This window comes from Pseudomonas sp. 5Ae-yellow (assembly GCF_014077575.1).
In the GTDB taxonomy this organism is placed as follows: domain Bacteria; phylum Pseudomonadota; class Gammaproteobacteria; order Pseudomonadales; family Pseudomonadaceae; genus Halopseudomonas; species Halopseudomonas neustonica.
The window spans coordinates 24,428-38,440 of sequence record NZ_JACGWE010000012.1; the positions used below are offsets into that span (position 1 = coordinate 24,428).

11 protein-coding genes are annotated in these 14,013 nt (G+C 55.7%); 7 read left to right on the forward strand and 4 right to left on the reverse strand.

The features are described 5' to 3' along the window. Positions 1-4: 4 nt before the first annotated feature. The 4 genes from H4J77_RS09515 to pyrC all read right to left on the reverse strand — a co-directional run bounded on the left by H4J77_RS09515 (position 5) and on the right by pyrC (position 5,823). Positions 5-2,608 carry a TRAP transporter permease gene (locus tag H4J77_RS09515; RefSeq protein WP_182248082.1) on the reverse strand — a complete coding sequence of 868 codons (2,604 nt, stop codon included), beginning with the start codon at positions 2,606-2,608 and terminating at the stop codon, positions 5-7. A 218-nt stretch (positions 2,609-2,826) separates the two neighbouring features. Further along, entirely contained in the window at positions 2,827-3,798 is a 972-nt protein-coding gene (locus H4J77_RS09520; protein WP_123890951.1) for a TAXI family TRAP transporter solute-binding subunit, read from the reverse strand. A 278-nt stretch (positions 3,799-4,076) separates the two neighbouring features. Further along, positions 4,077-4,757, reverse strand: a complete 681-nt coding sequence (gene rnt, locus H4J77_RS09525; protein ID WP_177412363.1) for a ribonuclease T — start codon at positions 4,755-4,757, stop codon at positions 4,077-4,079. Between the two features lie 31 nt (positions 4,758-4,788). After that, positions 4,789-5,823: a dihydroorotase gene (gene pyrC / locus H4J77_RS09530; protein WP_123890950.1), complete on the reverse strand. Its 1,035-nt coding sequence runs from the start codon at positions 5,821-5,823 to the stop codon at positions 4,789-4,791. A gap of 220 nt (positions 5,824-6,043) precedes the next feature. On the opposite strand from pyrC, the gene H4J77_RS09535 reads away from it, so the two are divergent. The 7 genes from H4J77_RS09535 (at position 6,044) to H4J77_RS09565 (ending at position 13,995) form a co-directional block, all read left to right on the forward strand. Continuing rightward, complete coding sequence (locus H4J77_RS09535; RefSeq protein ID WP_158611306.1) at positions 6,044-6,898, forward strand: OmpA family protein; 855 nt, start codon at positions 6,044-6,046, stop codon at positions 6,896-6,898. A 168-nt stretch (positions 6,899-7,066) separates the two neighbouring features. Further along, positions 7,067-8,284 carry an argininosuccinate synthase gene (locus tag H4J77_RS09540; protein ID WP_123890948.1) on the forward strand — a complete coding sequence of 406 codons (1,218 nt, stop codon included), beginning with the start codon at positions 7,067-7,069 and terminating at the stop codon, positions 8,282-8,284. 114 nt (positions 8,285-8,398) lie between these two features. After that, positions 8,399-8,782 carry a lactoylglutathione lyase gene (gloA, locus tag H4J77_RS09545; RefSeq protein WP_123890947.1) on the forward strand — a complete coding sequence of 128 codons (384 nt, stop codon included), beginning with the start codon at positions 8,399-8,401 and terminating at the stop codon, positions 8,780-8,782. A 38-nt stretch (positions 8,783-8,820) separates the two neighbouring features. Beyond that, positions 8,821-9,702 (forward strand): nitrate- and nitrite sensing domain-containing protein, encoded by an 882-nt coding sequence (locus H4J77_RS09550; RefSeq protein WP_123890946.1) that lies wholly within the window; start codon positions 8,821-8,823, stop codon positions 9,700-9,702. A 438-nt stretch (positions 9,703-10,140) separates the two neighbouring features. Beyond that, positions 10,141-12,699, forward strand: coding sequence for a nitrite reductase large subunit NirB (gene nirB, locus H4J77_RS09555; protein ID WP_123890945.1), 2,559 nt, complete (start codon positions 10,141-10,143; stop codon positions 12,697-12,699). Then, on the forward strand, positions 12,699-13,076 hold the full coding sequence (nirD, locus tag H4J77_RS09560) for a nitrite reductase small subunit NirD (protein WP_123890944.1): 378 nt from the start codon (positions 12,699-12,701) through the stop codon (positions 13,074-13,076). The genes nirB and nirD overlap by 1 nt, the downstream gene beginning before the upstream one ends. Before the next feature lie 109 nt (positions 13,077-13,185). Next, positions 13,186-13,995 carry a formate/nitrite transporter family protein gene (locus H4J77_RS09565; protein ID WP_123890943.1) on the forward strand — a complete coding sequence of 270 codons (810 nt, stop codon included), beginning with the start codon at positions 13,186-13,188 and terminating at the stop codon, positions 13,993-13,995. Positions 13,996-14,013: the final 18 nt, after the last annotated feature.

Below are 14,013 nucleotides of genomic sequence, written 5' to 3' on the forward strand. Positions count from 1 at the left end.
TACCTTACGCAGTAGTTGCAGTGGCTTTGGAGGTGTTGGCGGGGCGCCGGCGCCACTGCAAGCCGATAACCAGCAGGAATACCGCGAGCCCAGGCAGCCACATCCACTCCTTGGCCCAGCGGTCTACCGGTGCGAGTATTTCGACAATTTCCTGGTCGAACTGGAAACCCAGATCGGCCGCGACGCTACCGTAGGTGACCATGTCGACGATGGTGCGGTCGCCGTCTTCCATCAGCATCAATCCGAGGTTGTCCATGCGCTCTTGCGCGGTGTCGCCCTCAGGAACCGGGACCAGCACAAAGAAGTTGCGTGGCTGGCCGATATCGTCTTCGCCATTGATCTGAACGCGCAGATTGCTGCCCTTATCTACGCTGCCCAGTGTTTGCTCCAGCTGGGCAGGCGGGATGCTGCGATAGGGATCGTGCAGCATGTCCATCCAGAAGCCGGGGCGGAACAAGGTGAAAGCAACCAGCAGGAGTAACAGACTTTCATACCAGCGGCTTTTGACAATCATCCAGCCTTGCGTACCGGCGGCAAAAATCAGCATGGCGATGGTCGCCACGAAGAAAATCAAAATGCCTTGTGCCCAGCTCACATCGATCAAGAGTAGGTCGGTATTGAAGATGAACAGGAAGGGCAGCGCCGCGGTGCGCAGGCTGTAGTAAAAGGCCTGAAAGCCAGTACGGATGGGATCGCCGCCCGATACGGCGGCAGCGGCAAAAGAGGCTAGACCTACGGGCGGAGTCACGTCTGCCATGATGCCGAAGTAGAAGACAAAAAGGTGAACGGCGATCAGCGGCACGATCAGGCCGCTTTCCTGGCCTAGGGTAACGATGACCGGAGCTAGTAGCGCTGATACGACGATGTAGTTGGCTGTGGTAGGCAAGCCCATGCCGAGAATCAGACTAAGGACGGCGGTTAGCGCTAGCATCAGTAGCAGGTTGCCCATCGAGAGTATCTCGACCAGATCAGCCAGCACCAAGCCCACCCCGGTTTGCGACACGGCGCCAACGATAATGCCGGCGGTAGCCGTTGCGATGCCGATGCCAATCATATTGCGAGCACCTGCGACCAGGCCTTGCCAGAGGTCATCAGCGCCCTGCATCAGGTCAGCGCCGAGGCTGGACTGTTTACGGAAGATAGCCATCAGTGGGCGCTGGGTGAGAATAATAACGATCATGAAAACGGTTGCCCAGAACGCCGAGAGGCCGGGCGACAGGCGTTCTACCATCAAACACCAGATCAGCACGATGACTGGCAGTATGTAGTGCAGGCCAGACATGACCGTAGGCTTGGTTTGCGGCAGCGTCACTACCGGGGAGTCGGCATCATCCAGCTCCAGCTCGGGATACTGCGAGCCTATCTTGAGCAGGCCAACATAGACTGCGGCCAGCCCGGCAGCGATGACCCAACTGGCGGCATCACCCAGCGCGGGTTTCAGCCAGCCTAGACCGTAATAGACGGCAAAAGAAAGCGCCATCAGCAGTATGAGGCCCGTCAGGAATCCGATGATCTTGCGCACTAGTGGCTTGGGCGGGTTACTACTCTGCAGGCCCTCCATGCCGGCCTTGACCGCTTCCAGATGCACGATGTAAATCAGCGCGATGTATGAGATCAACGCAGGCAGGAAGGCGTGCTTGATAACCTCGACGTAGGAAATGCCCACGTACTCGACCATTAAAAAGGCCGCGGCCCCCATGACCGGGGGCATGATCTGACCGTTGACTGAGGAGGCTACCTCAACGGCGCCGGCTTTTTCCGAAGAGAAGCCTACGCGTTTCATCATCGGAATGGTGAAGGTGCCGGTGGTGACGGTGTTTGCAATCGATGAGCCAGAGATCAGCCCGGTCATGCCGGATGCGACTACGGCTGCCTTGGCGGGGCCACCGCGATAGTGACCGAGCAGAGAGAAAGCCACTTTGATGAAGTAGTTCCCCGCGCCGGCCTTATCGAGCAGCGAGCCAAACAACACAAATAGGAAAACAAAGCTGGTAGAAACGCCCAGTGCGATACCGAAAACGCCTTGGGTAGTAAGCCACTGGTGATTTGCAAGTGATTCGAGGCTGACACCACGGTGTGCCAGAATACCTGGCATATGCGGCCCGGCCACCGAATAAACGATGAAGATCAACGCCACAATCATGAGTGGCGGACCCAGTGCCCGGCGGGTCGCCTCGAGCAACGTGACGATGCCGATAATCGCGATCACTACATCCTGGGTAATGGGCTTGCCAGGTCTGTCCGCCAGGTCGGCATAGAAGAAAAACAGATAAGAGGCGCAAAAGGCGGCGACCAAGGCAAGAATCCAATCGATGATTGGAATGTGATCCCTGGGTGAGCGCTTGAATGCCGGGTAGGCCATAAAGCCCAAGAATACGGCAAAAGACAGGTGTATCGAGCGTGACTCTGTGCTGTTGAACACGCCCATGCCGATCATGAACGGCAGCGGTGAGGCGATCCACAGCTGGAATACTGACCATAATGCGGCGATAGACAGTAGTAGCTTTCTTGCCATGCCCGTTGGTTTTCGGGCGCCGGTATCGCTGGTTGCAACAAGGTCTTCCAGATCATTGCTATTGGTGCTTGTCGCGTCGCTTGTTTGGCTCATGGCTGCGAGCTACTCCCGTTATTTGATCTTATGATGTCGCTTTAGGCTAACGAGGCAAGACCGTGGTGAAGGCTTGCCAGCACACCGGCATGCTCTTGTGGAACGCCGGTTACTGCAATTATCCGCCGGTAAAAGAGGAGGGCGGAAAGAAACACGTGAAACGATATGCGTAGTGCTGAAACAAGCGAGCCGCCCGGTTGGGCGGCTCGCAGTGTGGCTTACAACCAGCCACGTTCCTTGTAGTAACGCACTGCGCCGTCGTGCAATGGCGCGGATAGACCTTCGGAAATCATCTGCTCTTCTTTCAAGGTGGCGAAGGCAGGATGCAGGCGCTTGAAGCGGTCAAAGTTTTCAAATACCGCTTTTACGGTTTGATAGACCACTTCATCGCTGACCTGATCAGACGCAACCAGCGTAGCGCGCACACCAAAGGTATTTACGTCTGCGTCGTTACCGCGATAAAGACCACCGGGAATAACGGCCTTGGCGTAGTAGGAACGATCTGCGACCAGTTTATCGATTTCTGGCCCATCTACCGAGACCAGTACCGAGTCTACTGTGGTGGTTGCTTCCTGAATGGAACCATTCGGGTGGCCTGCTACATAAACCATGGCATCAACGTTGTTGTCGCCCAGAGCTGCGGCCTGCTCAGCTGCGCCCAGTTCGGATGCAAGGGAGAAGTCCTCAACGGTCCAGCCCAGCGATTCCATGACCACGTCCATGGTGTCGCGCTGACCTGAGCCAGGGTTACCAATGTTGACACGCTTGCCTTTCAGGTCTTTTACGCCGGTAATGTCGGCATCGCGACGGGCAACGATGGTCAGCGGCTCGCCGTGCAGAGCAAAAAGCGCACGCATACCGGTGAATGCGCCGTCTGCTTCAAAGTTCTGTACGCCTTCGTAGGCCTTGTACTGAACGTCAGACTGGACCACGCCCATATCCATCTCGCCACCGCGAATGGAGTTGACGTTGGCAACTGAGCCGCCGCTGGAGGGAGCGTTGCAGCGAATGCCGTGCTCTTCGCTATTGCGGTTGATCAGGCGGCAGACTGACTGTCCGACCACATAGTAGACGCCGGTTTGGCCGCCGGTACCTATAGTGACAAATTCTTCCGCAACAGCAGGGGTTGCCGCGAGGGTGGCGTATCCGATAGTGGCCGAGAACAGCAGGGCAAGGGATTTGCGCTTCATGTGAGATAACTCCTGTTTTTCTGATTATTCATGACTGCAGTGGGTAGACCGCGAGCCAAGTGGTTGACTCAATGCCGTTGTACAGCACTGAAAGCAATTAAATTCCCGGTCTTGAATCAATAGTGTAGTGGATGATTTCACTTCTATTAAAACATACCTGCGGTTCAGGGTAGGAGCAAGCGCCCGCGCAGCGGTGTATCACCATTGTGTGGTAGTGCTCACTCATCAGTTACTTCTGGTGCTGATGAGTGAGCGGGTAGTGTGAGGAGACACGCAACTCAATCTACCGGTGGCCAGCCGCCCATCTCGCGCCAGCGATTCACAATGGTGCAGAACAGCTCAGCCGTTTTCTCGGTGTCGTAGCGCGCTGAGTGGGCTTCACGACCATCAAAATCCATACCGGCTGCATTGCACGCCTTGGCCAGTACAGTCTGTCCATAAGCCAGCCCGCCCAGCGTTGCGGTATCGAAACAGGAGAAAGGGTGGAATGGATTGCGCTTGATCTGAATACGCTCGACTGCCGCGTTGACGAACCCGAGATCAAAGAATGCGTTGTGGCCAACCAGCACCGCACGTTTGCAACCAGCGGATTTGACCGCCTTGCGCACGTGCTTGAAGATTTCTGTGATGGCGTGTTCTTCGCTCACCGCCTGACGCAACGGATGATCCAGCTTGATGCCGGTGAACTCTAGCGCGGCGGCCTCGATGTTGGCGCCTTCGAAGGGTTCGACGCGGAAGAAGTGGGTCTGGTCAGGGTAAACCATACCCTCATCGTCCATACTGATAGTAGTAGCAGCAATTTCCAGCAGGGCGTCAGTAGCGGCGTTGAATCCGCCGGTTTCGACGTCGATCACGACCGGCAGGAACCCCCGGAATCGGTAGGCCATTGGCGATTTTGGTTTGCTGGAGGTTGGTGCGTCCAGACCATCGTTTTCACTATCAAAGTCGAACTCACTCACGCGTAATCCTTAGCATCGCAAAGAGGGGTGGTCAGGCTAGACGCCAGTGCAGGTTTTCACCGGCACGTAGTGGAATCACAAGCTGATCGCCAAAGGGTAGCTGTTCTGGCGCCTGCCAGCTATCACGAATCAGAGTGATCTGGTCCGTGTTGCGCGGCAAACCGTAGAAGTCGGGGCCGTGGAAGCTGGCAAAGGCTTCCAGCTTATCCAGCGCGCCAAGACTGTCGAAGGCTTCCGCGTAGAGCTCTATGGCGGCGTAGGCGCTGTAGCAGCCAGCGCAGCCACAAGCGGCTTCCTTCGCATGTTGTGCGTGGGGCGCTGAGTCAGTGCCCAGAAAGAACTTGCTGGAACCTGATGCGACCGCATCACAGAGGGCCTGTTGATGAGTCTCTCGCTTCAGGATCGGCAGGCAAAAAAGGTGCGGGCGAATACCACCGACCAACATGTGGTTGCGGTTGAACAACAGGTGGTGCGCAGTAATGGTCGCGCCCACGTTGGCTGGCGCTTGTTTGACGAACTCCACCGCATCGGCCGTTGTAATGTGTTCAAACACCACCTTGAGCGTCGGAAAGCGCTCTACCAACTGCACCAGTTGTTGATCAATGAAGGCTTTTTCCCGATCAAAAATATCAACGCTGCTATGGGTTACCTCACCATGCACCAGCAACGGCATACCAATATCAGCCATCGCTTCCAGCGCGGGGTAGATATTCTCCAGATTGGTTACGCCGGACTGCGAGTTGGTCGTTGCACCTGCCGGGTAAAGCTTGGCGGCAATGGCTTGTCCGCTTTGCATGGCTGCACGCACGATCTCGGGGCTGGTTTGATCAGTCAGATACAGAACCATCAGTGGTTCAAAGTGCGAACCGACAGGGCGAGCGGCGAGAATCCGCGCTTTGTAGTCCGCTGCTTCCTGCGCATCACGCACCGGCGGCACCAGATTGGGCATGATTATCGCGCGGCCAAAGGTGCGGGCAGCGTCTGCAACAGTGTAGTCAAGCATCTTTCCATCGCGAAGATGGATGTGCCAATCGTCCGGGCGGGTCAGCGTGAGGCGGTCAGTCATGCGGGTGGGTCCAGAGCAAGATAATGCCGTAATGCTACCGCAATCCTTGGCTTTTTCACACAGCCCAACCGTGCCGCTCGGCTGTGTCTGGGTGCTGCTTGGCCCAATTGATCTGATTTAACTGCCGCTTTGGGTAAAGATTTGTCTCGTGCCGCCGATGAGACAGGCAAGAGAGATTCATTGCGTCGGCATCAGGTCGACGGTTGAAGAGGTGAGAAGCGTGCTTACGCGAACATACCCGGCAATTCTGCTTGCACTGGCCTTGCCTGCCCAGGCTCTGACTTTTCAGACGCGCATGGAAGATGTGCAGTGGCAGGTCACGGGTGATCAGTTTGCCTGTCGCCTGAGTCAGTCGGTTGCCGGTTACGGTGAGGCGACCTTCGTGCGCAATGCTGGCGAGCCTGCTGCCTTCGAGCTTAAGGCGTGGGACAATCACATGAGCTCTGGTGCGGCGCAACTATATAACGAGCCTCCAGCCTGGCGGCCCGGCACCGCCGTTGTCCCTGTCGGTCGCATTGCTGTGAAGCAGGGGGAGGGCACCATGTTGGTGCCGCAACAGCAGGCTGGCCGCATGCTCGCTGGTCTTGCCTCCGGGCTGCAGCCGACCATTATGCGCACGGGGTTTGCCGGCAGTGACCCGGTGCGTGTGGTGGTCTCAAGTGTCGGCTATCAGGATGCCTGGCTGGATTTTCAGAAATGCGTCAGCGGATTGTTACCTCTGAGCTACGCGCAGATTGCCGAGAGCTTGATCAGCTTTGGTTCTGGCGGCTCCGGACTGAGTGCGCAGGCAAAGGCGATGCTCGACACGGCAGTCATTTACATCAAGGCTGAGGAAGACGACCTTAAGGATATTCTTCTCGATGGCCACTCTGATAACCAGGGCAACCGACTGGATAATCGCGAGCTTTCACGTCAGCGAGTGCTGGCCGTGAAAGATTATCTGGTAGAGCAGGGCATCGACGATGAATTGTTCGTCATGCGCTTTCATGGTGATCGCTATCCCGTTGCAAGTAACAGAACCGATCAGGGGCGCAAGGCCAACCGCCGGGTAATGTTGCGGCTGGAAAAGAACTGATCTCACCTTTCCTTGCGTGCTCTGTGCGCATTATCGGCGTTTTTGCGTGCCTGCATGCACAATCTCTCCATAGCTGCCCTGTGATTCCTCGTGCCTTAACGCTAGAATAGCGGCCTTTCGTCCGCTCCTGTGCGAGTGGCGTTACAGTCTTGTTAAGGGAGCTCATCAATGGCAGAAGTCAATAAAGTCGTCCTGGCCTATTCCGGCGGTCTGGATACGTCGGTAATCCTTAAATGGTTGGAAGATACCTACGGCTGCGAAGTGGTCACCTTCACCGCCGACCTGGGGCAGGGCGAAGAGGTAGAGCCCGCGCGTGCCAAGGCGCAAGCCATGGGTGTGAAGGAAATCTACATTGATGATCTGCGCGAAGAGTTCGTTCGTGACTTCGTATTCCCTATGTTCCGCGCCAATACAGTGTATGAAGGCGAGTATTTGCTGGGTACCTCTATTGCCCGTCCGCTGATTGCCAAGCGTTTGATTGAAATTGCCAACGAGACCGGCGCTGACGCCATTTCCCATGGTGCTACCGGCAAGGGTAACGATCAGGTTCGCTTTGAATTGGGTGCCTATGCGCTCAAGCCGGGCGTGAAGGTAATCGCACCCTGGCGTGAATGGGACCTGTTGTCCCGTGAAAAGCTGATGGATTACGCTGCCAAGCACGATATTCCGATCGAGCGCCACGGTAAGAAGAAGTCGCCTTACTCCATGGATGCCAACTTGCTGCACATCTCCTATGAAGGTGGTGTGCTGGAAGATACCTGGGCAGAACATGAAGAAGATATGTGGCGTTGGTCCGTTTCACCAGAAAACGCACCTAACCAAGCGACCTACATCGAACTCGGTTACCAGAATGGTGACATCGTATCTATCGATGGCAAGGATATGAGCCCGGCTACCGTGCTGGCTTACCTGAACAAAGTAGGCGGCGATAACGGTATCGGCCGTTTGGATATCGTTGAAAACCGCTTTGTCGGTATGAAATCACGCGGTTGCTATGAAACGCCCGGTGGTACCATCATGCTCAAGGGGCATCGTGCGATTGAGTCGATCACGCTGGATCGTGAAGTTGCTCACCTGAAAGATAGCTTGATGCCCAAGTATGCCGAGCTGATCTATAACGGTTTCTGGTGGAGCCCTGAGCGCGTCATGCTGCAGCAGATGATTGATGCCTCGCAGGCGCAGGTTAATGGTGTTGTCCGTCTCAAGCTTTACAAGGGCAACGTCATGGTTGTTGGCCGCAAATCAGATGATTCGCTGTTTGATGCCAACATCGCGACCTTTGAGGATGATGCGGGTGCCTACGATCAGGCAGATGCCGCTGGTTTCATCAAGTTGAATGCGCTGCGTATGCGGATCGCTGCCAACAAGGGCCGCAAGTTGCTCTGAGCAATAAGACAGTAATGAAAACGCCCGGTTTATCCGGGCGTTTTGCTGTCAGTCTGGCTAGACTGGGCGCAGGCTTGTAGCTTTAACTTTGTATATCCAATCAGGGCTTTAACTATGCGTATTCTGCACACGATGTTGCGTGTGGGTAATCTGGAAAAATCCATCGCCTTTTATACCGAGGTTTTGGGTATGACGCTGTTGCGCCGCAGGGACTACCCGGAAGGACGTTTTACCCTGGCCTTTGTCGGCTACGGTAATGAAGCAGAACATACCGCGCTGGAGCTGACCCACAATTGGGACACCAATGAGTATGACCTGGGGTCCGGTTATGGGCACATCGCTATTGAAGTGCTGGACGTTTACAAGGCTTGCGAACAAATCAAGGCTGCCGGTGGCAATGTAGTGCGAGAACCGGGTCCGATGAAGCATGGACAAAGCGTATTGGCGTTTGTCGAAGATCCAGACGGTTACCGTATTGAGTTGCTCGGTAAAAAGTGATGTGAAACCGCCCCAGAGGCCTTCAGGGAAGTATTGGCATGATATGGATGTTGCTCATCGCCATTGTGTTGCTTTCAACGCTTGCGGTATGCCGGCTGCGCCACGTACGTAAGCGGGAAGAGACAGAGCAGCGGCGTCAGGCGATTGCGCACATTTTTCTGCTGCGGCAATTGCTGGAGCAGCTGCAGCGCCACCGCGGACTCTCCTTTGGTGTCATGTCGGGAGAGCACGCATTGGAGGCACGACGCTGGTCGGTGCATCAACAACTGCTGCGTCTGCTTAGAAATATCGGCCACTACGAAGCGTCGCTCTACTGGTACGACAGTTGGCACCAGACACGTGATCTATGGCAAAAGATAGAAGCTGGCTTCGATCACCACACCGCAGCGCATTTGCTGTTACTGCACAATCAGATGACGGCGTCCCTGCTGCAGACAATTGAAGCGCTCGCGTCGCGCTTTGACTTGGTGTGCCTGGGACGTTTGGCTCCCCAAGCTGAAGGTATATGGCTGGAATTGCTGCACAATATTGAGCTGGTTGGGCAAAGTCGCGCTTTGGGGACAGGTATTGCGGCTAATCGGCAAAACCTGCCCATCTGGCGGGACCGCTTGCAGATTCTGAGTGCGCAAATCCAGGAGCAAGCTTATGCCGCCTTGGCCAGGCTGATTTCAGATCCTGAGCTGCGGGATCTGGTCAGCTCGTCTGTACGCGAGGCGGAGGATGCGCTGGATATATTGCTTGACCGTATTCGCTCGATACTTGAAAGCCAGAAGGGACCTAAGGTGCACTCGGTCGAATTCTTTCAGGTCGCTACCCGGGCGATCAGCGCTCAACTGCAACTGGTAGACCTGTTGTTAGGTCGGCTAGCGCTAGGTTCAGGATTGCTTGACACCAATTTTCTGAATGCCGATCAAGTCTAAGTAGTCGCACCAAAATAGTGTTCTCTGTTGAAATTGCCCCCTTCTGGCTCACCTTGGAATCACTCAACAGCTCTTTAATCAGAGAGTTATTCTAGTGCTTTTGGCCTGCTGTTTTATTTTAAATTATTGTATTTAATGGTTTTTAATCTTATATCGGTTCCCTCCCGCTTACCCGAAGGTTTTTTTCTCTATCTTGGCATGCCTGTTGCTTTGTTAGAGCAACGGCTATTTCTATACAGCCATGCTTCCGGTGGTCATCGTAGATCACCTGCCTCAAGGCTAGGAAGCGGGTGATCCGAGCAACGAAGCTCCGGCTAGCGCCCAACACAATTTGATCAGTACCAGGCAACGGCGCCTGGAGTCCCAATAGGGCTCCAGGCGTTTTTTTTTGTTTTTTTGCCGGCTGTTGCCGGCTGCGGCTTCGACTGAGGAAAGGCGATGAACTCGAATATGACACCGATCAATAATCAGACACTAGTCATCATCGGTAACGGTATGGTCGGCCATCATTGCGTCGAACAACTGACTGAGCGAGGAGCGCTTGCCCATTATCAAGTTCACGTGTTCGGTGAGGAGCGTCAGCGGGCTTATGATCGTGTGCACCTGTCGGAGTATTTCGGCGGACGCGATGCCGAGTCATTAGCCATGTGCGAAGCTGGTTTTTATGAACAGCATGGGGTGCATATGCACCTGGGTGTGGCGGTGTTGGAGATCGACCGCGAGCGCAAAGAGGTCGTGACCAGCGAAGGGCGGCAAGCCTATGACCGTTTGGTGCTAGCAACAGGTTCCTATCCTTTCGTGCCGCCGATTGCCGGTGCTGACGGTAACTCACGACTGGTTTACCGCACGCTGGACGACCTCGACGCCATCCGCGCGGCGGCCAAGGGCGCGCGTCGCGGTGTCATCGTCGGCGGCGGACTGCTCGGGCTGGAAGCGGCCAATGCACTCAAGTCACTGGGCCTGGAAGCCCATGTTGTTGAATTTGCCCCGCGGTTAATGCCTGTGCAGCTTGATCCCGATGGTGGCGCTGCATTGAAGGCCCGAATCGAAGAACTGGGCGTGCGTGTACACCTAAACCGCGCAACCAGTGAAATTGTAGCTGGCGAAGAGTATGCCTACCGCATGAACTTCAGTGATGGCGAGTCGCTGGAAACCGATCTAATCGTATTTTCCGCTGGCATCCGCCCGCAGGATGCTCTGGGCCACAACGCCGGGCTCAACGTCGCGGAGCGCGGCGGCGTGGTAATCGACAGCGATTACCAAACCAGCGATCCTGATATTTTTGCCATCGGCGAGTGCGCGTCCTGGAAAGGAAACGTTTTTGGTCTGGTTGCACCGGGTTACACCATGGCACGTAATCTGGCATCGCTGCTAATGGGTGAACCACACGAGAGCTTTATTGGCGCGGATATGTCCACCAAATTGAAGCTGTTGGGTGTGGATGTAGGCTCCATTGGCGATGCGCACGCCGCTACACCGGGTGCCAAAAGCTACCGCTTTAATGATGAGGTCAACTCCAGCTACCGGCGCCTTGTGGTATCGCCGGATGGCAGCCAGGTGATTGGCGCGGTCTTGGTGGGTGACAACAGCTTCTACGACACGCTGCTGCAGTACGCGCAAAACGGCATCAAACTGCCGGCTGATCCGGCCAGTTTGATCTTGCCCGCCGGTGAGGGCGCTCCGGCACTCGGTGCTGACGCGCTGCCGGATACTGCCACAATCTGCTCTTGTCATAACGTCAGCAAGGGCGCTGTTTGCTGTCAGGTAGATGCCGGCTGTGTTGACCTCGGCGATCTCAAAGCGGCGACCAAGGCGGGTACAGGATGCGGAGGTTGCAGTGCGCTGCTCAAGCAGGTGTTTGAGCATGAACTCAGTGCGCGCGGCGTTGAGGTCGATAAAAGCCTGTGTGAGCACTTTGCCCATACCCGGCAGGAGCTTTATGGCATTGTCCGGGTTGAGGGCATAATCAGCTTTGACGAGCTGTTGACCAAGCATGGCTACGGCCAAATAGGCTGCGATATCTGCAAGCCGGCTGTGGGTTCGATTCTGGCTTCCTGCTGGAATCAGCCGATCACCGCCCCTTCGTTGGTGCCGCTGCAGGACACCAACGATACTTTCATGGCCAATATGCAGAACAACGGTACCTATTCGGTTGTGCCGCGTATTGCTGGCGGTGAGATCACCCCCGACAAACTCATTGCTCTCGGCGCGGTTGCCAAGAAATACGACCTCTATACCAAAATTACCGGCGGCCAGCGAATTGATCTGTTCGGCGCCGAGTTGCATCAGTTACCGGACATCTGGGGCGAGCTGATTGACGCAGGTTTCGAGACAGGTCATGCCTATGGTAAGTCGCTGCGCACGGTCAAATCCTGCGTTGGCAGTACCTGGTGTCGCTACGGTGTGCAGGACAGTGTGGGCATGGCGCTGGTACTGGAAAATCGATACAAAGGCCTGCGCTCACCCCATAAAATCAAGTTTGGGGTCTCGGGCTGCACGCGCGAATGCGCTGAGGCGCAAAGCAAGGACGTGGGCGTCATCGCCACCGAGAACGGCTGGAACCTTTACGTCGCTGGTAACGGCGGCATGCGGCCGCGTCACGCAGAACTGTTCGCCACCGATCTCGATGATCAAACGCTGATCCGCTATATCGATCGCTTCCTGATGTTTTACGTGCGCACGGCTGACCGGTTGCAGCGCACCTCGGTCTGGCGTGAAGGTCTTGAGGGCGGTCTGGATTACCTGAAAGACGTCATCATCAATGACAGCCTGGCGCTGGGCGCTGAGCTGGAATCCCAGATGCAGTTGGTCATTGATCGCTATGAATGTGAATGGGCCAATGCCCTGAAGGACCCGGAAAAGCTCAAGCGTTTTCGCACCTTTGTTAATGACGAGCGCGGTGATCCGGATATCAAGTTCGTCAAGGAACGTGAGCAGCGTCGGCCGCTTCAGGCTCATGAGCTAAACCTCATACCGCTGGCCGAGGAGGCACTCTGATGATCGAACACAGCCAAAGTGCGGAGCAACAATCCGTTGCCTGGCGTGTGCTCTGCACGCGTCAGGATCTGGTGGCCAACTCGGGCGTGGTCGCGCTGCTGGATAATACCCAGGTTGCCCTGTTTCATTTACCCCAGTACAGCGAAGGTGAGCAGCTTTTTGCGGTTGAGAATCGCGACCCCAAGTCAGGCGCAAACGTGATAGGTCGTGGCATCGTCGGGTATATCAAGGGGGATCTGGTAATTGCATCGCCTTTGTACAAACAGCACTTTAGGTTGGTCGACGGCAGCTGCGTCGAGTATCCAGAGCAGCGCTTGCGCGTATGGCCAGTTCGGCTGAGCGACGACCGGGTGGAAGTGGCAATAGCGACTGAATAATCCGCTTGGCCAGGCCGGTTTCGGCTGGCCGAACCAGCAGTACTGGCGCGCTGCTGCCTGATACGCACGTCAGCCACCTTAAACGATTGAGTACAGAGAGAGTCACGTCATGTCTTATTTAGTTCCTGCCGAGTTTGTCACCAAGATGGTGGATGCGGGTGAGTCCAAGGTTTTCATGTCCACACGCGATACCTTGATCCGCTCATTCATGGCCGGTGCCATTCTGGCACTGGCGGCGGTATTTGCGATTGCCATTACGGTACAGACGGGGAACCCGCTGATCGGTGCCATTTTGTTCCCGGTGGGTTTTGTGATGCTCTACCTGATGGGCTTTGACCTGCTGACTGGGGTCTTCATGTTGGTGCCCCTCGCGCTGCTCGATAAGCGCCCTGGTGTGACCATGGGCGGCCTGCTGCGCAATTGGGGATTGGTGTTTGTCGGCAACTTTGCTGGCGCGCTCACCGTGGCTTTGATGATGGCCTTTGTTTATACCTACGGTTTCTCCACCGATCCGGGCGCGATTGGCGAAAAAATTTCGCACATCGGTGAAGCTCGGACTCTGGGGTACGCTGAGTATGGTATCGCTGGCTGGCTGACCATTTTTCTGCGCGGGATGCTTTGCAACTGGATGGTATCCATGGGCGTGGTAGGGGCTATGATTTCTACCTCGGTCAGTGGCAAGGTGATTGCCATGTGGATGCCGATCATGTTGTTCTTTTACATGGGCTTTGAGCACTCGGTGGTCAACATGTTTCTGTTTCCCTCAGCGATGATCATGGGCGGAGATTTCTCGGTCATGGATTACATGATCTGGAACGAGATCCCCACCGCGCTAGGTAACCTGGTCGGCGGTCTGGCCTTTACCGGTCTTACGCTCTATACCACCCACGTGCGCACCGCTCCCAAGCGCGTGCTCTAACGCGCTCGCTACTCTGTG

What these genes read in the sequence shown, in the direction of transcription:
- H4J77_RS09565 (WP_123890943.1), top strand. Translation starts at nt 13,186, where the DNA reads ATGTCTTATTTAGTTCCTGCCGAGTTTGTCACCAAGATGGTGGATGCG.
- H4J77_RS09550 (WP_123890946.1), top strand. Translation starts at nt 8,821, where the DNA reads ATGATATGGATGTTGCTCATCGCCATTGTGTTGCTTTCAACGCTTGCG.
- H4J77_RS09515 (WP_182248082.1), bottom strand. Translation starts at nt 2,608, where the DNA reads ATGAGCCAAACAAGCGACGCGACAAGCACCAATAGCAATGATCTGGAA.
- gloA (WP_123890947.1), top strand. Translation starts at nt 8,399, where the DNA reads ATGCGTATTCTGCACACGATGTTGCGTGTGGGTAATCTGGAAAAATCC.
- nirB (WP_123890945.1), top strand. Translation starts at nt 10,141, where the DNA reads ATGAACTCGAATATGACACCGATCAATAATCAGACACTAGTCATCATC.
- H4J77_RS09520 (WP_123890951.1), bottom strand. Translation starts at nt 3,798, where the DNA reads ATGAAGCGCAAATCCCTTGCCCTGCTGTTCTCGGCCACTATCGGATAC.
- pyrC (WP_123890950.1), bottom strand. Translation starts at nt 5,823, where the DNA reads ATGACTGACCGCCTCACGCTGACCCGCCCGGACGATTGGCACATCCAT.
- H4J77_RS09540 (WP_123890948.1), top strand. Translation starts at nt 7,067, where the DNA reads ATGGCAGAAGTCAATAAAGTCGTCCTGGCCTATTCCGGCGGTCTGGAT.
- nirD (WP_123890944.1), top strand. Translation starts at nt 12,699, where the DNA reads ATGATCGAACACAGCCAAAGTGCGGAGCAACAATCCGTTGCCTGGCGT.